The organism is Synechococcus sp. PCC 7336, from assembly GCF_000332275.1.
In the GTDB taxonomy this organism is placed as follows: Bacteria; Cyanobacteriota; Cyanobacteriia; order Thermostichales; family PCC-7336; genus PCC-7336.
Genome location: NZ_CM001776.1, coordinates 3,899,695 through 3,918,566 on the forward strand (window position 1 = coordinate 3,899,695; position 18,872 = coordinate 3,918,566).

Consider the following 18,872-nt stretch of genomic DNA (forward strand, 5'->3'; position numbering starts at 1 on the left):
CGGTGTTTTATCTGGAGGCAAGCCCATAGACGATCGCCTTCACGCATCGCATTCATCCAACCAACCATCCAGATCTGCCCCACTCTGAAAATCCAACAGCACTTCACCCAGTGCTTCCAATTGAGGCAGTGCCAGCGCTTCTATGCGAGCTTGGCGCTGCGCAGAAACCTCACCAAAGCGTCGCGCGAGCAGACGCAGGATCAGCGATCGTTCTCCCTGTTCGAGTCCTTCTTCACGTCCTTCTTCACGTCCTTCTTCACGTCCTTCTTCACGTCCTTCTTCACGTCCTTCTTCACGTCCCCGTTCGAGCCCTTCCTGAAGTGCCATACGCTCCATCGTGCTGAGGTAAGTCATGTGACCCTCCCGCTCCCATTGCTCCAACTCTGTCCGAAATTCTAGCTCCAATTCCTCAGGCAACTGCATCACCCAATCAATAAATCGATACAGATTCACGATCGCTTGACGCTCGTAACCGCGCTCGTATAGCCGCCGCGTCAGACTCCATTTCCAATCCTTGCGCTCGGCTGGCTGGCCTCGCGTCGCCTGGGCTTTCAAATGGGCCATCACGACTGTGGCAAAGGGATTCTCACTGGCTTCCAGCTCCTCCCAGCGTTGCCCGTAGTCTAACAGCTTCACCATTGGAAACCGAAAGCTTACCTCGCAGCCCCACAAATCGGCCTCAAATTGATTGGGTCGCCAACTGGGTTGCTCGTCACTCAAGATGGCCACGCTGACGATGGGGACATTGAATTTGTCCCGCAAGCGGTAGTTGTAGGTAAACATGCGTGCAGTAAAAATTGTCTCGGGCTGACCTTGCACTTCAACGTGAATGATGACCCAGGCTTCGCGGCCATCGTTGCGCCACACTTTGACGAGCTTGTCTGCCCAGCGCTTGCCCACTTCTGCGTCGCGGGCAATCTGTCGGAGTTCGGTATTCAGAAATTCATAGCCTCTGCTCCAATCAATCTCGGCGTGGATCTCGGGAAAGAAAAAGGCCAAGCACTCGGCAAAATGGGCCTCTAAAATCTCTTTCCAGGGATTATCGAAATCTTGGCGGGTTGAACTCATACCGGTGAAGGGAGGAAGAGGATTGGAGCGCAAATAGGTGAGTCTCAGTTCAAGTTGGATCGGCTATCCGTTCGAGGCCGCCGTCCATAACGCTGAAAAACAAATCGCGATACCCCACCCTCAAGGAACTGTTGCTGTTGGCTAAATTCGAACTGAAACTGCGACCGTTATAGGCGCTGTAAACATGATAATCAGAACCCGCGAAGCTGAATGACGATACATCCGATAGTTCTTCGCCCCCCAATAAAGTCCATCGATCGCCCTCAAAGGCAAGATTATAGTGGGCTACATCCAACATGGCGGACGGACGGTCCAAACGGGCATCAATTCTGCCGGTATACAGAGCGCTGCCATCCTCTGCCGCCGCCACATCCACCTCAATTTCCCGGAACCGACAAGTGGAGCGGTTGCAAAAGCGGATCTGTTTCATCTCCTCTGCGATCGCCTGCAAGCGAGCAGTTGCTTGCTCCAGATTGACCGCCGACTCGGCTGCATTGGCGGCGATCGCCCTGCCATTCCACAGGCTCAACAGCAATATCGTCCCGAGAACCCAAGCGCGCCAGTAACGATGCAAGGGAGAGAGGACGAAGTGGCGATCGGGGAAATGCATCATCAATCAGGGCCTAGTTAACGAATGTTTACGCTGCTGTATTGTAAACTTGCACGCCTGCAAAGGACATCGCGCGATGGCTGAGTCAGACTCTGCCCCCCCATCGGTATCGGTTGGCGATCGCCTGTCCGAGATCCGCATCGTCTTGGTGGAACCTGCCGGACCGCTGAATCTGGGGGCGATCGCGCGGGTGATGAAGAATATGGGATTGACCCAACTGGTCTTGGTCTCTCCCCACTGCCGTACCGACGATCCCGAAGCCTTGCGAATGGCAGTTCATGCTGCCGATGTTCTGGAAGCTGCCCGACAGGTCCATTCGCTGCCAGAAGCCCTAGTTGATTGCCGCGCGGTGGCCGGTACGGTGGGTCGCAATCAACCGATGGAATTCGAGCTGTTCTCCCCTCGGGCTGGCTTGCCGCTCCTCCTGAGACCGGATCGCTGCCCCGCTGCCCTCGTGTTTGGCCCCGAAGATCGCGGCCTCAACAACCGAGAGTTAGCCCAGTGCCAACAGCAATTGTGTATCCCCACCAGCGAGCTCTATGCATCCCTCAATCTCGCTCAAGCCGTCGGCATTTGTGCCTACGAACTGCGGCAACTGGCCCTACAGATAGGGGCGAGCCCGCCTTCTCTCCAGCGCGATCGCCCTCTAGCCCCCACTCAAGTGCTGGATGGTTTTTACGCCCACTTAGAACAGTTATTGCTTCAAATTGGCTTTCTCTATCCCCACACCGTACCCCGCAAGCTGCGCAAGTTTCGCCGCCTGTTCGATCGCGCCGGACTGAGTCTCGAAGATGTGGCCTTACTGCGAGGGGTGTTGCGACAGCTAGCCTGGGCCGATCGACAGCGAGCGGGGTCGAAACAGTCCAGCCAGGGCGAGGACACTACAATGAACGGTGAGGGGTAACTGAGGGCCACTGCAATACAGTCTCGATCCTTTAGAGGCACACTCTCTGGGGATCGAGTAGGGTGGATTACACTCTGGGGGCTACCGACCCAACTCGATACGGTACTGGCCCTCCCAGAGATTCAAAATGGTGAGGTGTGGAAATGAATGACAATCGCTCGTGGCGATCTCGACGCAGCCGCGCTCGCAGACAGCAAGCCGGTATTGCCCAAACGATGGATCGACCCGATCGCCAAGCTCGACTCGAATCGCGCTCCCCCCGTTCTTATCCCCCACCCACGGCGATCGGACGCAGGCACATCCCCCGATCGCGCTCAACTTCTCCACCCTCCGTCCGGGGCTCAAATCGCCAGCAGCCCCTCCCTTTGCAGCCCCCCGCTCCAAGAACCCATCAAAACAAGCGACGTCCTCCTCGCGCTCGCCGCGCCACCCCACCCTCCTGGCAGGCGATCGCCTCGCGGGGCTTGGCCTTCAGTTTGGCGATCGGGCTTTCCTGCGGACTTGTGGCTCGTCGCTGGGGAAACGACATCGCCAGTTTTCCCGAAGTCACCACCTCAGAGATGGCCATTGCCACGATTGCACCACCCCGCTTCGCGGCCCCTTTCCCCCCTCCCCTGCAACGGGGACAGCATTTAAGCGAGTTGCAAGCTCGCATCGAAGGGCTTGCCCTCAACCCTCAATTGCGCCTGGGGATGGTCGTGGTGGATGTGGAGGGACGCAATTATGCTAACGTGCGCGGCAGCGAACGCTTTGCCGCCGCCAGCACGATTAAATTACCCATTCTGGTGGCGCTGCTAGAAGCGGTCGATCGGGGGGAAGTGCGCCTTGGCGAACTGCTGACCTTAGAGCCCAGTGCCATTGTGGGAGAAGCGGGCAGCTTGCAAACCCAACCCCCCGGCTCGCAACATTCCGTGCTGGATACGGCCACCTGGATGATTGAGGTGAGCGATAACACCGCCACGAATCTCATTGTCAATCGCTTGGGCGGTCGCGACGTCCTCAACCGGCGCTTTCGACAATGGGGCTTGCAGCAGACGCAACTCTCCAATCCTTTGCCCGACCTAGAAGGCACCAACACCACCAGTCCTGACGATCTGATTCGCCTGCTAGAAGAGATCGAGCGAGGCCACCTCCTGTCGATGCGCAGTCGCGATCGCCTGTTGAGCATCATGCAGCGCACCCAGAATGCCGACTTACTGCCTCGAGGTCTCGGTCCCGGTGCCATCATTGCCCATAAAACCGGCACTCTCCGCTCCCTACTCGGGGATGTGGGCTTAGTGGATTTGCCCAACGGACGGCGCTATGCGATCGCGGTGCTCGTCGCCCGATCGCATAGCGATCCAGAGGCGAGCGAGCTGATTCGGCAGGTTTCCCGCGAGGTCTACAATTACTGGGCAGCTCGGCCCTAGCTCGGAATCTGGCCTGCTAGTCGGTTGTTTCAACACTGGCACTAGAATTGGAGGCTGGCGCTGTTTGCGGGCGGGATAATTCTAAGTGCTCGGCTAAATCCCGTTCCGAGACTGACAGCGTAGGAGCCAGGCTTTCCAAAAGCTGTTTGCCGTAGCTGCGGGAGATCGCCCGAATATCTAAAATGGCCACCACCCCCTCTAGACCCCGCATGACCCCCACCGCCCGCTGCAGGTAGGACGCTGCCATCGGCAGTAAATAGTTGCGGAACCAGTCTTGGCGCAACTGTTTGAGGTAATTCACCCGCCCCGCCACCAAAGGATGTTCCATCGTGGGAAACGGCAGTGTGGCGATCGCCATCAGGACGGGGGCCGCCCCTCGATCCGAGTTTGCCAGCCAATAGTCCCAATCGCACACCAATACCCCCCGCTCGGGATGGTAGGGGGCATTGACCTTCACCCGCGAGCCAAACTCTGCCGCGAGGGCTGTACCCACTTGACCGTGTAAGGGGCGATCGGACACCAGCACCACCACAGGGCCTCGGTTGGTGCGGGCCACCAGTTGTGCGAGGGTACTCAAAAGGCGATCGCGAAATTGTGGATTGTTGGGGGCCGGGAACGGCGTGGGAGTGTAGAGATATAGAGGGCGATCGCGGCGATCGGGCAAAAACTTCAGGGCCGTCAACTCGGGCAACCCCAGCCGTTGGCGATAGGCAAAAGCAGTTTTGTCTAAATCCAAAGCCTCGCCAATCGTTACCACCGACTGCGTCGGCCACAACTGCCGAGCCAAAATCGGCCCCACCCGCACCGGACTGAGATGAATCAGAAACTGGCCGAAACTGGGCAGTTTCTCTGCCCACAGCACCCAATCTGGCTGCTGCCACTGCTGCTGCAGGCGAGCCCAGGGGAGCGGCAAGACAGGCTCTAGCGTTCCCGCTAACTCGATCGCTTCAGCCAACAGCACCCGTTCGTCCCCATGCAGCAAAAACTGAACGGGGGGACGGCGGCATAGCCGAGCGAGTAGTTCCATGCGAATCGCTCGCAACCGCTCCGACCAGTGGGGTAGGGCAATCTCCAAATGGTGCCAATCGTCTGCTGCCAGTGTCACCGTCAGGGCTTGCTGCGCCCAATCCTCTAAGCTTTCAGCGCGATCGACAATGACTGGAATGTGGCGGGGAAAGCAAGCGTCGGAGCCTTCTACCGGCCAGAGGCGATCGTGCAACCACACCTGCGGTTCTACGAGCAAAACCCCTTCAAACCCCGCTGGGAACCGGTCCCCCTGCAAGACTGGCTTGCGTAAGTCTAAAGCCGACTGTAGCTGCGGCACCCCATCGTAGATCAACTGTGCCTGCACCTTTGTCGGCGCACAGATGAGGGTAGCACCGGGCCACATCAAAGCCGGTAATAGATAGCTCAGGCGATAGGCATCCCCAGTCGGCACCTGAATCAGCGCATGCCGCTGCAGCCGCAATCCTCTTGCCACCAATCGAGCCATCGTCAATTGATGGGGCCAATCCGGCGGGACGGAACCCGTCGGCGATCGCCGCTGGCGCAACAATCGGCGCAAATGTTGGTGGACTTCGACTTCAATCACGCTTTAGACTTCTTTAGACTGCAATCGCGCATTAGACTTCAATCGCGCTAGCTTAGGAGTGGCCTTCACTTTAGGGGTACCCCAATCGCCTGCCATCCAGTTCAGGCAAGGTGTTTTCACTCTATCAGACTCCTTCGGGCAGCCTGGCGATCGCCGCCCTCCTGCTGACACCCATGAGTTTTTCCAGTAACAATCGAGAGCTTGTCAATTGATCCCGAGCCCGCTGGAGGTGGGAACAGGCGCTCGGCCTATAAGGGTAACTACCGATAAGGGTAACTACCGATAAGGGTAACTATTGGATTGCGACGATTGGCTTGCGACGGGGACATTAAGAATTGAATCGCCCCGACGTTGCAAAGAGAAAGCAGGGGACACATCGGCATGCACAGAGTATAGAAATAGAGTAAATTAAGTGCAGCACGAATTGATTCTCCCAACAATGTAAAAGACAGCCCTCTGTGGCCCATCAATTTCCCCCTAGAACTACATTTCAATGGGGAATCGTCTTTCACATCGGGATGTCAGCGTTCAGTAACAGTCGAGTTTTACGTTTGAGCTCGTTACTGATGACATCTGGGCGATCGCTAGCATCGATCTTTGCTTAACGGCGATTTTGTAGCTAGCTTGCGTGCATTTTAGGCTCCCTTCGCCCAAGGTTCGTTGACTCAGTCAAAATTCAGTAAAAACACCGAGTGCTTTTACGGTAGTGAATGGTAGGTAAGCGTGGAAATCCAGAAAAAGCTGTTGCTTGTTGATGACGATCCCAACTTAATTTTGTTGGTTAAAGATTATTTGGAATTTCGTGGCTATGACGTGAAAACCGCTGGTAACGGTTATGAAGCACTCGAAGCTATGGAAGATTTTCAACCGGATTTGATTATCTGTGATGTGATGATGCCGGAGATGGATGGCTACAGCTTTGTCGAGCGCATCCGTGAAAATTCCGATACTAGTTGGATTCCGGTCATGTTTCTGTCGGCCAAAGGGCAAAGCTCGGATCGCGTGCGCGGCTTGACCACTGGAGCTGATGTCTACATGGTCAAACCCTTCGAACCCGAAGAGCTCGTGGCTCAGGTGGAATCTTCCCTCAAGCACACCGAGCGATTGTTGCAGATGCAAGGGGGCATGTTGCAACCCACCCTCACCCTCGATCGCGAAGTCGAGTTAACCCCGACCGAAACTCGAGTCATTCAGCTCGTTGCGAAAGGCATGTCCAACCGCGAAATTGCCGCCACCCTCAGCGTCAGCCAGCGAACTGTGGAAAGCCACGTCAGCAATATGCTGAGCAAGACGGGACTCCACAACCGTACCGAACTGGCTCGCTGGGCGATGGAAGGCAGCATTGGCAAGCGCTAGCCTTTCCCTTACAGCTCTCATCCCGCCCGCTTCTTTCTACGGGTCCACATTTCACAACACACAACGATCTACATCAAAGCCAATACGCCAGGGGTAAGGGTTTCTTTAGCAAGCGGAAAGGGAAATCAGAAGTCGAAGGCGCGCGGAGCTTACAGCCACTTACTCTTCGTCGTCTTTAACGATGCGCTGAAACAGATAACCGGTTCCTCGGGCAGTCAAGATCAACTCGGGATTGCTGGGGTCGTCCTCTAATTTGGCTCGCAAGCGGGAAATGTGAACGTCTACTACGCGAGTATCTACATGACGCTCGGGGGTATAGCCCCAGACCTCCTGCAAAATTTCCGAACGGGAAAACGGCTCGCCCGATCGCCCCACCAACAGCTCTAACAAGCTAAACTCCATCCCCGTCAGGCGAATGCGCTCGTCCCCCTTATAGACCTGCCGCTTGTTGGTATCGATGCGCAGCGCGTTGACGTGAATGACTCCAGAACTGGGAATGCCTGCAGAGTTGGATTTCTCCACGCGGCGCAACACCGACCGAATGCGAGCTTCTAATTCCTTGGGAGAAAACGGCTTGACGACATAGTCATCAGCCCCCAACTCCAAACCAGTAATGCGATCGGCCACATCTCCCAAAGCCGTCAGCATAATGATGGGAATGTCCGACTCCTTGCGCAGTTCCTGACAAACGCCGTAGCCATCCAGCTTGGGCATCATCACATCCAGGACCACCAGATCGGGGTCTTGCGTGTGAAACACATCTAACGCCTCTTCTCCATCCGAGGCCGTCACGACATCGTAACCAATCATCGACAGACGAGTTTCTAAGATACGGCGAATGCTAGCTTCGTCATCCACCACCAAGATTCGTTCTTTTCTTTGAATTTCCAACGTTCAACCTCTCCGCTAGCGAAACAGTAAAAGTGCGCATCGAATTCACTAAACTCAACAGGCAGCGCCATCCCATCTCTCCGCGAGCTCGCGGCTACCCCCCACGAACCGAACGAGCGATAAACCGGGCGCAATCCCAGGCAAGAGGCATTCTGAGGCGATCTCGGGGTCGACTTTTTCGTCTGTATCCATAATTAAGTAAATTGGCACTTATCTTAAAATTTTTAATTATTGTTTCACGTCTAGCCCGCCTTTTGCAAGAATCGATCGCAGAGTGTTACTAAAATTTGCAACATTGGGCTCCTCAAACAGAGATTGAATGAGTATTTTTACCTCAAGTTCGAGCTCGAGAGCCTTACTTTTTGCGCTCCTCTTGCAGCTGATTACTTTGCAGCGAGCGTCAGTCCTCCCCGCCAAATTACCAGACCTCGTATCCAAAATTGCAAAACTCTGGTGAAATCTTATCCTCGATGGCGCGGGCGGTCAGTGGCGACCGCGAGCGATAGAACTCTTCACTTCCAGACCAATTTTGCCCTCAATACTGCCTCGAATTTGCTTGGCGATCGCCCCTCGAACTCGAGTAGATCGACCAGAATCGCTATTGTATCGAGACGGAAAACCAAGCTCATTTATTGGCGGCGATCGTAGGCCGCAACCGTTTGCCGACCGTTCACTTTCAGCCTTTTTGCGTTTCGATCGGGTGATATTGAGACCCAAATCAATTAAATTATTAAATATTGAGTGGTAAAAATCCTAGTTTCGCGCATAATGACGTCTAATTGTCCTGAGTTCGATCTTCCAGGTGAAGGTACGATGCATGAAAACACAGCCTCAAGTGAATCTGACAACCCAATTTTAGGCGATGTCGAGCGGGTTAACGGCTACGCTTGGAATGGTTCTCAATCGCAAGTGTCCGTCCAATTGGATGAAATCGTGCCTGGTAGTGCAGCAAAGATAAAAGTTGTCGGAGTTGGCGGTGGCGGTGGCAATGCCGTGAATCGCATGGTGGCGAGCTCGCTCAATGGCGTGGAGTTTTGGACGATCAATACTGACGCCCAGGCATTGGTTCAATCCCAATCGATGCAACGCTTGCAAATCGGCCAAAAGCTGACGCGCGGACTGGGGGCTGGGGGCAATCCTGCGGTGGGTCAAAAAGCAGCGGAAGAGTCCCACGACGAGATTCAAGCAGCTCTAGAAGGAGCCGATCTGGTTTTTATTGCCGCCGGTATGGGAGGGGGGACCGGCACGGGGGCAGCCCCGATCGTGGCCCAAATCGCTAAAGAAACGGGGGCTTTGACCGTGGGTGTGGTGACGCGCCCGTTTACGTTCGAAGGGCGTCGGCGCACCAAGCAATCTAACGAGGGGATTGTGGCGCTGCAAACTTGCGTCGATACGCTGATCGTGATCCCAAATGACAAATTGCTCTCGGTGATTTCAGAGCAGACCCCCGTTCAGGAAGCATTTCGGGTGGCAGACGACGTCTTGCGCCAAGGGGTACAAGGCATTTCCGATATCATTACAATTCCCGGCTTGGTCAATGTTGACTTTGCCGACGTCCGCAGCGTCATGGCCGATGCAGGCTCGGCGCTGATGGGAATTGGTATGGGTTCTGGCAAGTCGCGGGCGCGAGAGGCTGCCATGACGGCGATTTCTTCGCCATTGTTGGAATCTTCCATTGATGGTGCGAAGGGAGTGCTCCTGAATGTGACGGGGGGCGAAGATTTGACCTTACACGAGGTAACGGCGGCTTCCGAAATTATCGCTGAAGCAGTGGACGAAGAGGCCAACATCATCTTTGGCGCAGTCATTGACGAGAAGATGCAGGGGGAAATCCGCATCACGGTGATTGCAACGGGTTTTCACGGATTGCCTGCCAATCAATTTATCGCGGCGGTGGAGAGCAGGGTGGCAGAGCAGGCTGTTCCGCCAGCCGGTCCAGCGGCTCGCGAGGCCGAGGCTCCCAGTGAAGATCGCACGCTGGACATTCCCGAGTTCCTACGCAAGCGTCGCGGTCGCTAGGCAGACCTCTAGAGTGGCTTGTGGCGCATTTGATTCTGAGTCTGCATACGACAACGCCAACCTTGGGGTTGGCCTTGTTGAGCTATCCCGATCGCCAACCCCTGCGATCGCAATTTTGGTCGCTCGACCGGCAGATGGCCAGCCAACTGCACCCCTGTTTGACCGCCTTTATGGCTGACTGCCCTTGGCCGGAATTGCTGGCGGTGGCAGTGGCAGCAGGGCCAGGTAGTTTCACCGGTTGCCGGATGGGGGTGACGGTGGCGCGCACGTTGGGGCAAGCGCTATCAATTCCCGTATTTGGCATCTCGACGTTGGCGGCGATCGCGGCGGCAGTGCTATCCGATGGCGGGGAGGACCGAGCGCTGGCGGTACAAATGGACGCCAAGCGGGGAGAATGGTTTGGCGGAATTTACGAGCAGGTCGAGGGCGACCTGCAGGTTGCGAGTGGCGATCGGCTGTATTCTCCAGAAGACTGGGCGATCGCCTGCAAGGGATTGACAGCGGTCGATGCGGCAGATTGGAGCGAGCGACCGCCTGCGATGGCAGTAGCGGCGATCGCCGCGCGGCACTACGATCTGGGAGAGCGCCCCGATTGGAGTCAGGCGGTACCTCAGTACAGACGAACTCCCCCAATCCATCGGGGGTAAAGCATCGCCTGCTGTGGAGCGGGAAACGGAGAGAGAGGGATTCGAACCCCCGGACCTCTTACGAGGTCTGCTGATTTCAAGTCAGCCGCAATCGACCGGACTCTGCCATCTCTCCCGACAGGAACCGCTGCGCTGCTTGCGCCGCCAGAGACCCTACTGGCAATGTAGCAGTAAACCCTTCGATTCAGCTACGCGGTATGTTAAGCTCTTTTGCAATACTGAGCGAGATCGATAGAGGCTTTAAGATGCACTTAATGATGCTAATGGCTTCCTTGCCTGAAGGTTACGAATTGTTCGATCCCCTGATCGACGTTCTGCCTGTCATTCCTGTTTTGTTTTTCCTGCTGGCATTTGTTTGGCAAGCCGCCGCTGGGTTCAAGTAATCTCGAACCTTTCTCGAACTGAATGGGTGTCTGGCAAACTCTAGTTTGCCAGACATTTTTGTAATGTGAATTCAGCGATACCAAACCGCCCTCAACCAGAAAATTCTATTTTCGGTCGGTCTTTAATAGCCGACCTTTTTCGTGTCAGGGTTGTTGAGAACTCTATCCCCCAGGTTCGATGTCGGCCAAAACTGCAGGATCGCTGACGCGCATCGCCGGGTTGGTGGCGATCGCCACTGCCGCGAGCAAAGTTATGGGCTTGGCACGCCAACTGTTGATCGCCGACCTTTTCGGAGCTGGCGAAGCCTACAGCGCCTTCGGGATTGCCTATATTCTGCCGGGGTTCTTACTCGTGTTGCTGGGGGGGCTGAATGGCCCGTTTCACAGTGCAGTGGTCAGTATCCTCAAAAAACGTCAGGGGCACAATCACGCCGTCCTAGTCGAAACTCTTTCCACTCTGTCTGCCCTAGCGCTGGCTGTCATTGCGATCGCGCTGGCGGTAGCGGCTAAACCCATTATCTTCCTGCTAGCCCCCGGAGCCAGCCCTGCCATTCGCGATCTGGCGGCCCAACACCTGCGCATCATGGCTCCCCTAGCCGTTCTTTCCGGTCAAATCGGCATCGGTTTTGGAGCCCTCAACGCCTCCGAACACTATCTTTTGCCCTCCATTAGCCCCCTCTTGTCCAGTTTGGCCGTCATTGTCGCGCTAGTGGGCTTCGGGGATGTCAACACTCCCACAGTCCTTGCCTGGGGCGTTCTGGCAGGGGGCATTGCCCAATGGGCGGCTCAACTGCCCCTACAACGCAAATTCCAACTGACCACCTTTTGCCCCCGGTTCGACTGGAAACGGCCCGAAGTGCGGGCAGTGGTAGCCCTGGTTATCCCCGCCATTATTTCCTCCGGCACCGTCCACATCAACGTCTACACCGACATCTTTTTCGCCTCGTTCATCCCCAGCGATCGCACCATCGGCAATCTTGCTTACGCCCAACTGCTCTATCTCACCCCCCTCGGCATCCTATCCAATGCCATCTTGGTGCCCTTGATGCCCTACTACGCCCAACTGGCGGTACCCGATCGCTGGCCGGAATTTCGCCTGCGCATTCGGCAGGGGCTGGTGGTTGTCGCTCTCGGCATTCTGCCCTGCGCCATGTTACTCGGGGTTTTGGCGCGACCCATTGTACGGGTGGTGTATCAGCGGGGAGCGTTCGATAGCGAGGCTACGGTCGAGGTGGCAGCTTTGTTGGGTGCCTATGCCATCGGCATGCTGTTCTACCTCAGTCGCGACGTGCTGGTGCGCATCTACTACGCCCTCGAAGACAGTCGCACTCCGCTTCGCATTAGTGTTGCGGCGATCGCCTTTAATGCCATCTTTGACGCGATCGGCATTCATCTATTTGGGGCACCCGGTTTGGCGCTATCGACTGCGGGCGTCAATCTCGTGGCCGCCATTTGGCTGGGGAGGGGATTGCAGCGACATATCGGTCCGTGGCCCTGGCAACAAACTCTCTGGGATATTTGCAGGTTACTGGGGGTCGTGGCGATCGCCGCCGCTGCTATGTGGCAAACCTCGCGCCTGCTGGCCGTCATTTGGCCGGACTCGGGCGCGATCTCCACTCTCGTGCAGATGAGCCTTGCGGGAGGCGTTGGATTGCTGGGCTTTGTGGCTGGAGCACTGTGGCTGCGATTGCCAGAGGTAAATTTAGCAACACAACGCTTGCAACAGTTCATCTTGCGACGCTAACTGGGCCTGTCAAGATTGCGCAGCGTGAAATTTCCCCACAAAAAGCCAGAGATAGCCTTACTATGTATGGAGAAAATCTAGAGCAGTTGTTAAGAGCAGTTTGTAATGACACCTTCTTTGATTAACTTCTTGCTGAGTCTCGTCTACGGTGGTGTGGTTCTGGGTCTCATCTTTGGCGGTATCGTCTTTCTGGGCTACCTCGATAAGGTGAAGCGCAGCTAATTCACTCATTCCGCCGATGGCAGGCGAGCGTTGCTTACGAAGTCGCGATCGCTTTTAACCTTTGCAGCCTCAAAATCGTCAGAACGTCGGTCTGATCGACTTGCATTGCCGTTTCGAGTGCCGCGAGTAAATGGCGAGCGGCCTCGCGGCGCTCGTAGCCGCGATATTGTGCTCGCCGCAGGGCAAACTCGTCCGCATTGAATTGGGCGTTGTCGCTATGCAAGTTCTGCCACACTTGCCGCACCGCCAATCCCGTCACCCCTCCCGCCAGCAGAACTGACACTGGATTGTGCAGCGCCAGCTCCAGCACTGTAGCTAAGCCGCCTGCCGCTGCGACGATCTGGTATAGCCCCGGCTGTAGCCAAGCTCGACTATCAAACCAACCCGCTTCCCGCAAAAACAGCAAATCCCGTTGCGCTTGGGGAATATTCAGCCATTGCGAGAACTGAATTTGGATGGTGCCAGTGGGTTGCCAGGGGGGGCGCGGTTTGATGCCGATGAGCTGGCGATTCGGATCGCTGGCGATCGTGCCGTAGGGCATGGGGGCAATGGCCAGCAGGGGACGCAGGGAGGCAGGCAGCAAATCCCGCAACCGCTGAATTTCCTCTTGGGGATTGCTGATGGAAGCAGAGTAGGCCACAGTTGGGTCTTCGGGCAAAGAAAACAATTCTTAGCCTAGCGCCAAGCGGCGGGTTGTCAGCAGATTTTGTCTGGCGATCGCCGCGAACTGGCGAAAATGTTTAACTCCACGGGAAACCGCCACCACTGTGCAGCATCGCTGTGTATGGTGTTGCCAGACAGGAACGATTCGATTGCATGAACGCCTCTTTTTGGACGAACGTACTCAGCCTCTGCAGCACTCAAACCCGCCGCATTGGCCAACAGCTCGTGCAGGACTTTGCCCGAGTGCAGGCCACCCTGAAAGCAGATGGCAGTTTGGTGACCCGCTCGGATGAATGGGCCGATCGCGAGCTGCGGCAAGCGATTGCGCTAGCGTTTCCCGAACACGGCTTACTGACTGAAGAAAGCGATCGCACCTTTCCCGGGACCGAATGGTGTTGGGCAATCGACCCGATCGACGGCACTAACAACTTTGCTCGCGGCATTCCCATTTGGGGCATCTCGATGGCCCTAATGTACCGAGGGACTCCCGTCTTCGGCTACCTGCACATCCCCCCCCTCCAGCAAAGCCTTTACGGCTATTATCAAGCCAAACCCCACCTGCCCACCCTGCCAGCCAACAGCGCCTACCTCAACCAGCGCCCGATTCACCCCAGCCGCGATCCCCTCACTCGCCATCACTTTTTCAGCCTCTGCTCTCGCAGTTGGGATGCGGTCTCGCAATTGCCCTGCAAGCGCCGCATGTTGGGGGCTGCTGCCTACAATCTGGCCACTGTGGCGCTGGGGAGTACGTTGGGGGCGATCGAAGCCACCCCTAAAATTTGGGATATTGCTGCGGTCTGGGCGATCGTCCAAGGTGCGGGAGCCACCTGGTATCCCCTCGACGGCAGCTCGATTTTCCCCCTCCAGCCCGGACAGGATTATGTCTCGCAGTCTTATCCGACCTTGGTGGTCAGTCGTCCCGAACTGATCGAGGATTTTACCTCGGCGATCGTCGGCCAGCTTTGATCTCGCGGCCAATATGTAAGCGTCATGGCCCAAACCACAATTCCCCCACGCCAGAGAGTGGAGGAACTGCGGTCATTCGGAAAGGGGGGGGGGAAATCAACAGCTACGAGCTTAGGGATCGTAAGTCTCTCTATCGGAGAACTTAACCGTAACGGGTTCGGGGTTGTTGCCGAGGTTGCGATCGACCTTGTTAATCATTTCGCGTCCTTCGTTACTTTTCTCGGGAAAGACACCATCTTTGGGATGAACCAAAACAGGCTCTTCGCCAGGGAGGATGCGGTAGATTTTGTAGTCCTTAATTTTATAGTCGCGCAATTGAGCGCCCAGCGCCAGACAAGTCTCTTTGCGGGGCAGGTAGATGCAGTTGGTGCCCTCTACCATGACAGCTGCACCGCTCGTAGGCATTTCGAATACCTGGCCTGCTTTACCGGTCCAGGTAATGCAGTACTTTTCCTCGCGCTCGGCAGCACTGAGCAATCCGCCCGTGGTACCGCCAAAAATTGGAGTTTTGGCATCTGCGATAGTCATCGTATCTCCAGCCGTAACTTATGTTTTTCAAAGGGTTGGGAGCATCCTACCATCGTCCCTAAATCAGTTCTGGACCGCGATCGAGAACTGTAATCATTTGTTGCAGACCGGTGAAGATATTCGCGGCAGGGCTAGGAGCGAGCGTTCTGTGCCGTTAGTGGGCCGACCCATTGCCGCGATATTTATCCGTATTGTAGAAGCCGTTTTGGGTGCCGAAAAACAGGGCTAGCACCGACATCGCGATGGTCAGTCCGAGCAGGATGACTTTAAAGTCCATGGATTGCGTGCCTCTCTGTCAATATCTTTGAACAGTCAATATCTCTGAACAGTCAATATCTCCGAACAGTCAATATCTTTATACAGACATAGGTTAACTGAGATGTCGCAGTTTGTTCCAGACTCTTTAGAAAGAACCCAGATCTGGGGGCAAGAGCGGTTGGCGCGGCCCTCGCCCGAGGTTGCCCCAGAGCTGTTAGGGCAAGTGCTGGTGCGGCAAATGGCCGATGGCACCTGCTATCGCGGCAGGATTGTCGAGGTCGAGGCCTATGGGCCAGGAGACCCAGCCTGTCATGCCTACAAGCGCCAGACCGATCGCAATCGCTCGATGTTTGGTCCAGCAGGTCATTTATACGTCTACTTAATCTATGGGGTCTATCACTGCCTCAATCTTGTCACTGATGCAGAAGGGGTCGGCAGTGCGGTGTTGGTGCGGGCACTAGAGTTAGAGCAATTGCCGGATTGGGTGCCGGATAAGAAGCGCGGGCGGCCATTGCGGGTGGCAGCCGGACCGGGGTTGTTGTGTCGGGCCTTAAGGATCGATCGCACTCAGGATGGATGGCCCTTAGCGATCCGCGAGGGGGAAGCGATCTGGCTGGAATCGGGGCGGGAATTGATTGCTAGCGAAGATATCGTGCAAACGATCCGGATCGGTCTGACTCGGGGGATTGAAACGCCGTGGCGATGGTACTTGCGGGGGCATGGGGCAGTATCGAAGCGTTAGGGAGTGAATTTTTTAGGAGTCTTGTGTTGTCAAAGGCAAACTTGAGATGGCACTATGGATGAGCGCCAATTGAATCACTGGCAGATTTTGCCTCGAACGGTTTGGTTTCAGTGCGTTTTGTGGGTCGATGCCCGAGTGGTTAAAGGGGGCGGACTGTAAATCCGCTGGCTTAGTCCTACGTTGGTTCAAATCCAACTCGGCCCACCATTTCGCCCATGTGGCTCAGGGGTAGAGCACCCCCTTGGTAAGGGGGAGGTCACCAGTTCAAATCTGGTCATGGGCTTGTCGAGCGATTGTTTCTGCAGGATCGAAAGGTGCTCGAACTCGAAATATCGGGTTCGACTGATTGAACCTTTACGATTGAAGTGGATTGCGATCGCGGTCTGGATGCCTGGAATTGACTGAAATTCCATCTGGCACAGACAAAACGGTATCCTGCCTCAGTTTTGTCTCGGGCTTTCCATAATGAGTGGGATGGCAAGATTGCAGAGGCTTTCGCCCAGACGAAAGACTATTTTGGCGTTGTTCCAGAGCGATCGCAATTCCAGGCATCGATCGCGGCTGGCGAGATTCACTTGCAGCTCGAATGAGAACGTTGGCTATTGAATTGGGGGCTACAGCAATCATGGAAATTGGAGCGAACTATTTGGCGGACGGTCGTTGCAAGTTTACGGTTTGGGCTCCCCGATGCCAAAAAGTTGGCTTGCAACTTTCGCAAGAATCTGAGTCGAGACGGGTCGAGATGCAGCAGCAAGAGCGGGGCTATTGGACAGCCACTGTTGCCTCTGCGAGCCCAAACTCGACATACCTCTATCAATTGGATGACAGTTCTACCTTACGCCCCGATCCAGCTTCTCAACTGCAACCGCAAGGGGTTCACGGCCCCTCTCAGGTGGTCGATCGCAACGCCCTTCAGTGGACGGATTCTTCCTGGTCGGGAATGCCTCTCGAAGAATTCGTTATCTACGAACTGCATGTGGGCACGTTCACTCCTGAAGGAACTTTGGCGGCGATTGTGCCCAGATTGCAGTCCTTGAAGGAACTGGGAATCACTGCAATTGAATTAATGCCGCTAGCTCAGTTCCCTGGCGATCGCAATTGGGGCTATGACGGGACGTACCCCTTTTCCGTTCACACAGCTTATGGCGGTCCCAATGGCTTAAAACAACTTGTGGATGCATGCCACCAACAAGGACTGGCAGTTGTTTTAGATGTGGTATACAACCACTTCGGGCCGGAAGGAAACTACAGTAGCTGTTATGGTCCCTATCTCACCGATCGCTATCGAACCCCTTGGGGCAGCGCGCTCGACTTTGATGGCCCCAACAGCGATGGCATACGCAACTTTTTTATTCAAAATGCACTATTTTGGTTGCGCGAGTATCGGATTGATGCTCTGCGGCTCGATGCCATACATGCTATCTACGACTTCAGTGCCAAGCACTTTCTAGCGGAACTTGCAGAGGCAGTTGACACCTTCGAGGAGCAGAGCCATCGACAGGTTCACCTAATCGCTGAAAGCGATCTGAACGATACTCGAATTATTCGCCCAGCTGATATCGGAGGTTATGGGATTGATGCCCAATGGAGTGATGATTTTCACCATGCCCTCCATGCATTGCTCACTGGAGAACAGCAGGGTTACTACCAAGACTTCGGTCAATTATGCGATTTCGAGAAAGCGTGGCGGGCGAGCTTTGTCTACGACTGGAAATATTCCCATTATCGCCAGCGCTATCACGGTAGCGATGCGAGCGATCGCCCCACATATCAGTTTGCCATCTGCGCTCAAAATCACGATCAGGTGGGCAATCGCATGCTGGGAGAACGACTCGCGCGGTTAGTTTCGTTTGAAGCTATCAAGTTATCAGCAGCAGCAACCTTGCTATCTCCCTACATTCCGTTGCTATTTATGGGAGAGGAATATGGCGAAACAGCTCCTTTTCGATATTTCGTGAGTCATACCGATCCAGAGTTAGTGGAAGCGGTGCGCCAGGGACGAAAAGCTGAATTTGCCCATTGGCGCAATGCAAATGAAATGCCCGACCCGCAAAGCATTCACACTTTTGAACAATCCAAACTCGACTGGGATATGCAATTTCGAGGCAAACACGCGGTATTGCGTCAGTTCTACAGAGAGCTGTTACAAATACGTCGGCACAATCCCGCCCTGCGCCAATTCGATCGTGCTTGCCAAGAGGTATCGAGTCTGAAAACCGAAGGTATTCTTCTATTTAGGCGATGGCAGGCTAATAGCCAAATACTCGGGGTGATGAACTTTGGCGATCGCAAAACTACAATCGCTCCCGTGACTGCCGCTAACCAATGGACTAAGCGATTGGACTCTGCCGATATGAAGTGGGAAGGACCGGGGAACGCTGCGCCAAGCGTACTCCAACAGAATGAAGCCTTCGAGATACAAGCACTGAGTGCCATTCTTTACGAGAAATCTACCCTAACAAGAGCAAGCTAAACCTTAATTGCCTGCAGTAGAGCTCTTGCATAGAATTCGCGATCGGTACGATTCCATATATGCGCAAAGAATGATGCATCCAAGCTTGAGGCACCGTCAACGAAGGGCAGAATACGTGTGTCTGTCTGGTCGATAAAGGATGTTTTGTGAATGTATAGAGAAATGGCAAGTGATGTTGCAAGTGACTGAAGTCGAGAGAGGATTGGAAAGGTTTGTCAGCTCTGATAGTCTGTCATTTAAATAGCCAGTTCTAAAAATTCTATAAGTATTGCATTATTTGAGTAGTACTGTTACTGTAAAAGCGTATTGATTTTATTCACTGTAAGTTTGTATAGAAAACAACTCGTAGATATCGCGCGAATGTACGAAAGCTAACTTGCAGAGCTGTTTGAACTAAA

Annotated in this window: 19 protein-coding genes and 3 tRNA genes; 14 read left to right on the forward strand and 8 right to left on the reverse strand. The window is 55.0% G+C overall.

The features are described 5' to 3' along the window. Window positions 1-39: 39 nt before the first annotated feature. Complete coding sequence (locus SYN7336_RS18490; RefSeq protein WP_017327424.1) at window positions 40-1,068, reverse strand: DUF4351 domain-containing protein; 1,029 nt, start codon at window positions 1,066-1,068, stop codon at window positions 40-42. Window positions 1,069-1,117: 49 nt separating this feature from the next. Next, window positions 1,118-1,681: a hypothetical protein gene (locus SYN7336_RS18495; protein ID WP_017327425.1), complete on the reverse strand. Its 564-nt coding sequence runs from the start codon at window positions 1,679-1,681 to the stop codon at window positions 1,118-1,120. A gap of 73 nt (window positions 1,682-1,754) precedes the next feature. On the opposite strand from SYN7336_RS18495, the gene SYN7336_RS18500 reads away from it, so the two are divergent. Then, window positions 1,755-2,582, forward strand: a complete 828-nt coding sequence (locus tag SYN7336_RS18500) for an RNA methyltransferase (RefSeq protein WP_017327426.1) — start codon at window positions 1,755-1,757, stop codon at window positions 2,580-2,582. Window positions 2,583-2,725: 143 nt separating this feature from the next. Further along, complete coding sequence (locus SYN7336_RS26680; protein ID WP_017327427.1) at window positions 2,726-3,991, forward strand: serine hydrolase; 1,266 nt, start codon at window positions 2,726-2,728, stop codon at window positions 3,989-3,991. A gap of 16 nt (window positions 3,992-4,007) precedes the next feature. Here SYN7336_RS26680 and SYN7336_RS26685 read toward each other — a convergent pair whose 3' ends face one another. Continuing rightward, the gene (locus tag SYN7336_RS26685; RefSeq protein WP_017327428.1) at window positions 4,008-5,582 is read right to left on the reverse strand and encodes a helicase C-terminal domain-containing protein; all 1,575 of its coding nucleotides are present in this window, start codon (window positions 5,580-5,582) and stop codon (window positions 4,008-4,010) included. Between the two features lie 723 nt (window positions 5,583-6,305). On the opposite strand from SYN7336_RS26685, the gene SYN7336_RS18515 reads away from it, so the two are divergent. After that, window positions 6,306-6,938, forward strand: a complete 633-nt coding sequence (locus SYN7336_RS18515; protein ID WP_017327429.1) for a response regulator transcription factor — start codon at window positions 6,306-6,308, stop codon at window positions 6,936-6,938. Between the two features lie 159 nt (window positions 6,939-7,097). On the opposite strand, the gene rpaB is transcribed toward SYN7336_RS18515, so the two are convergent. After that, window positions 7,098-7,829 (reverse strand): response regulator transcription factor RpaB, encoded by a 732-nt coding sequence (rpaB, locus tag SYN7336_RS18520; RefSeq protein WP_026101133.1) that lies wholly within the window; start codon window positions 7,827-7,829, stop codon window positions 7,098-7,100. Between the two features lie 813 nt (window positions 7,830-8,642). Here rpaB and ftsZ point away from each other — a divergent pair. Both ftsZ and tsaB read left to right on the forward strand, forming a co-directional pair. Continuing rightward, entirely contained in the window at window positions 8,643-9,848 is a 1,206-nt protein-coding gene (gene ftsZ, locus SYN7336_RS18535) for a cell division protein FtsZ (protein WP_017327433.1), read from the forward strand. 20 nt (window positions 9,849-9,868) lie between these two features. Continuing rightward, window positions 9,869-10,495, forward strand: coding sequence for a tRNA (adenosine(37)-N6)-threonylcarbamoyltransferase complex dimerization subunit type 1 TsaB (gene tsaB / locus SYN7336_RS18540; protein ID WP_017327434.1), 627 nt, complete (start codon window positions 9,869-9,871; stop codon window positions 10,493-10,495). Between the two features lie 26 nt (window positions 10,496-10,521). Here tsaB and SYN7336_RS18545 read toward each other — a convergent pair. After that, window positions 10,522-10,610 (reverse strand) — tRNA-Ser (locus SYN7336_RS18545). A gap of 130 nt (window positions 10,611-10,740) precedes the next feature. Here SYN7336_RS18545 and SYN7336_RS18550 point away from each other — a divergent pair. The 3 genes from SYN7336_RS18550 (at window position 10,741) to SYN7336_RS29170 (ending at window position 12,844) form a co-directional block, all read left to right on the forward strand. Then, on the forward strand, window positions 10,741-10,878 hold the full coding sequence (locus SYN7336_RS18550; RefSeq protein WP_026101135.1) for a photosystem II reaction center protein K: 138 nt from the start codon (window positions 10,741-10,743) through the stop codon (window positions 10,876-10,878). 178 nt (window positions 10,879-11,056) lie between these two features. Next, window positions 11,057-12,622 (forward strand): murein biosynthesis integral membrane protein MurJ, encoded by a 1,566-nt coding sequence (gene murJ / locus SYN7336_RS18555; RefSeq protein WP_017327436.1) that lies wholly within the window; start codon window positions 11,057-11,059, stop codon window positions 12,620-12,622. A 105-nt stretch (window positions 12,623-12,727) separates the two neighbouring features. Continuing rightward, the gene (locus tag SYN7336_RS29170; protein WP_071590813.1) at window positions 12,728-12,844 is read left to right on the forward strand and encodes a photosystem II reaction center X protein; all 117 of its coding nucleotides are present in this window, start codon (window positions 12,728-12,730) and stop codon (window positions 12,842-12,844) included. Between the two features lie 34 nt (window positions 12,845-12,878). On the opposite strand, the gene SYN7336_RS18565 is transcribed toward SYN7336_RS29170, so the two are convergent. Beyond that, the gene (locus SYN7336_RS18565; protein WP_038027291.1) at window positions 12,879-13,484 is read right to left on the reverse strand and encodes a DUF3318 domain-containing protein; all 606 of its coding nucleotides are present in this window, start codon (window positions 13,482-13,484) and stop codon (window positions 12,879-12,881) included. 176 nt (window positions 13,485-13,660) lie between these two features. On the opposite strand from SYN7336_RS18565, the gene SYN7336_RS18570 reads away from it, so the two are divergent. Next, window positions 13,661-14,473: an inositol monophosphatase family protein gene (locus SYN7336_RS18570; RefSeq protein ID WP_017327439.1), complete on the forward strand. Its 813-nt coding sequence runs from the start codon at window positions 13,661-13,663 to the stop codon at window positions 14,471-14,473. Window positions 14,474-14,584: 111 nt separating this feature from the next. On the opposite strand, the gene SYN7336_RS18575 is transcribed toward SYN7336_RS18570, so the two are convergent. Continuing rightward, window positions 14,585-15,001 carry a photosystem I reaction center subunit II PsaD gene (locus tag SYN7336_RS18575; protein ID WP_017327440.1) on the reverse strand — a complete coding sequence of 139 codons (417 nt, stop codon included), beginning with the start codon at window positions 14,999-15,001 and terminating at the stop codon, window positions 14,585-14,587. Between the two features lie 154 nt (window positions 15,002-15,155). Further along, window positions 15,156-15,278 carry a hypothetical protein gene (locus SYN7336_RS32765; RefSeq protein WP_017327441.1) on the reverse strand — a complete coding sequence of 41 codons (123 nt, stop codon included), beginning with the start codon at window positions 15,276-15,278 and terminating at the stop codon, window positions 15,156-15,158. Window positions 15,279-15,380: 102 nt separating this feature from the next. Between SYN7336_RS32765 and SYN7336_RS18585 the strand changes: the two genes are divergently transcribed. The 5 genes from SYN7336_RS18585 (at window position 15,381) to treZ (ending at window position 18,474) form a co-directional block, all read left to right on the forward strand. Beyond that, window positions 15,381-16,001, forward strand: a complete 621-nt coding sequence (locus tag SYN7336_RS18585) for a DNA-3-methyladenine glycosylase (protein ID WP_017327442.1) — start codon at window positions 15,381-15,383, stop codon at window positions 15,999-16,001. Between the two features lie 121 nt (window positions 16,002-16,122). After that, window positions 16,123-16,208 (forward strand) — tRNA-Tyr (locus SYN7336_RS18590). Window positions 16,209-16,212: 4 nt separating this feature from the next. After that, window positions 16,213-16,284 (forward strand) — tRNA-Thr (locus SYN7336_RS18595). 163 nt (window positions 16,285-16,447) lie between these two features. Next, window positions 16,448-16,591 carry a hypothetical protein gene (locus tag SYN7336_RS31190; RefSeq protein WP_017327443.1) on the forward strand — a complete coding sequence of 48 codons (144 nt, stop codon included), beginning with the start codon at window positions 16,448-16,450 and terminating at the stop codon, window positions 16,589-16,591. A 35-nt stretch (window positions 16,592-16,626) separates the two neighbouring features. Then, complete coding sequence (gene treZ / locus SYN7336_RS18605) at window positions 16,627-18,474, forward strand: malto-oligosyltrehalose trehalohydrolase (RefSeq protein ID WP_026101137.1); 1,848 nt, start codon at window positions 16,627-16,629, stop codon at window positions 18,472-18,474. Window positions 18,475-18,872: the final 398 nt, after the last annotated feature.

Coding starts and splice junctions, on each gene's coding strand:
- SYN7336_RS18490 (WP_017327424.1), bottom strand. CDS start 1,068: ATGAGTTCAACCCGCCAAGATTTCGATAATCCCTGGAAAGAGATTTTA.
- SYN7336_RS18495 (WP_017327425.1), bottom strand. CDS start 1,681: ATGATGCATTTCCCCGATCGCCACTTCGTCCTCTCTCCCTTGCATCGT.
- SYN7336_RS18500 (WP_017327426.1), top strand. CDS start 1,755: ATGGCTGAGTCAGACTCTGCCCCCCCATCGGTATCGGTTGGCGATCGC.
- SYN7336_RS26680 (WP_017327427.1), top strand. CDS start 2,726: ATGAATGACAATCGCTCGTGGCGATCTCGACGCAGCCGCGCTCGCAGA.
- ftsZ (WP_017327433.1), top strand. CDS start 8,643: ATGCATGAAAACACAGCCTCAAGTGAATCTGACAACCCAATTTTAGGC.
- SYN7336_RS18550 (WP_026101135.1), top strand. CDS start 10,741: ATGCACTTAATGATGCTAATGGCTTCCTTGCCTGAAGGTTACGAATTG.
- murJ (WP_017327436.1), top strand. CDS start 11,057: ATGTCGGCCAAAACTGCAGGATCGCTGACGCGCATCGCCGGGTTGGTG.
- SYN7336_RS29170 (WP_071590813.1), top strand. CDS start 12,728: ATGACACCTTCTTTGATTAACTTCTTGCTGAGTCTCGTCTACGGTGGT.
- SYN7336_RS18570 (WP_017327439.1), top strand. CDS start 13,661: ATGAACGCCTCTTTTTGGACGAACGTACTCAGCCTCTGCAGCACTCAA.
- SYN7336_RS18575 (WP_017327440.1), bottom strand. CDS start 15,001: ATGACTATCGCAGATGCCAAAACTCCAATTTTTGGCGGTACCACGGGC.
- SYN7336_RS32765 (WP_017327441.1), bottom strand. CDS start 15,278: ATGGACTTTAAAGTCATCCTGCTCGGACTGACCATCGCGATGTCGGTG.
- SYN7336_RS18585 (WP_017327442.1), top strand. CDS start 15,381: ATGTCGCAGTTTGTTCCAGACTCTTTAGAAAGAACCCAGATCTGGGGG.
- treZ (WP_026101137.1), top strand. CDS start 16,627: ATGGAAATTGGAGCGAACTATTTGGCGGACGGTCGTTGCAAGTTTACG.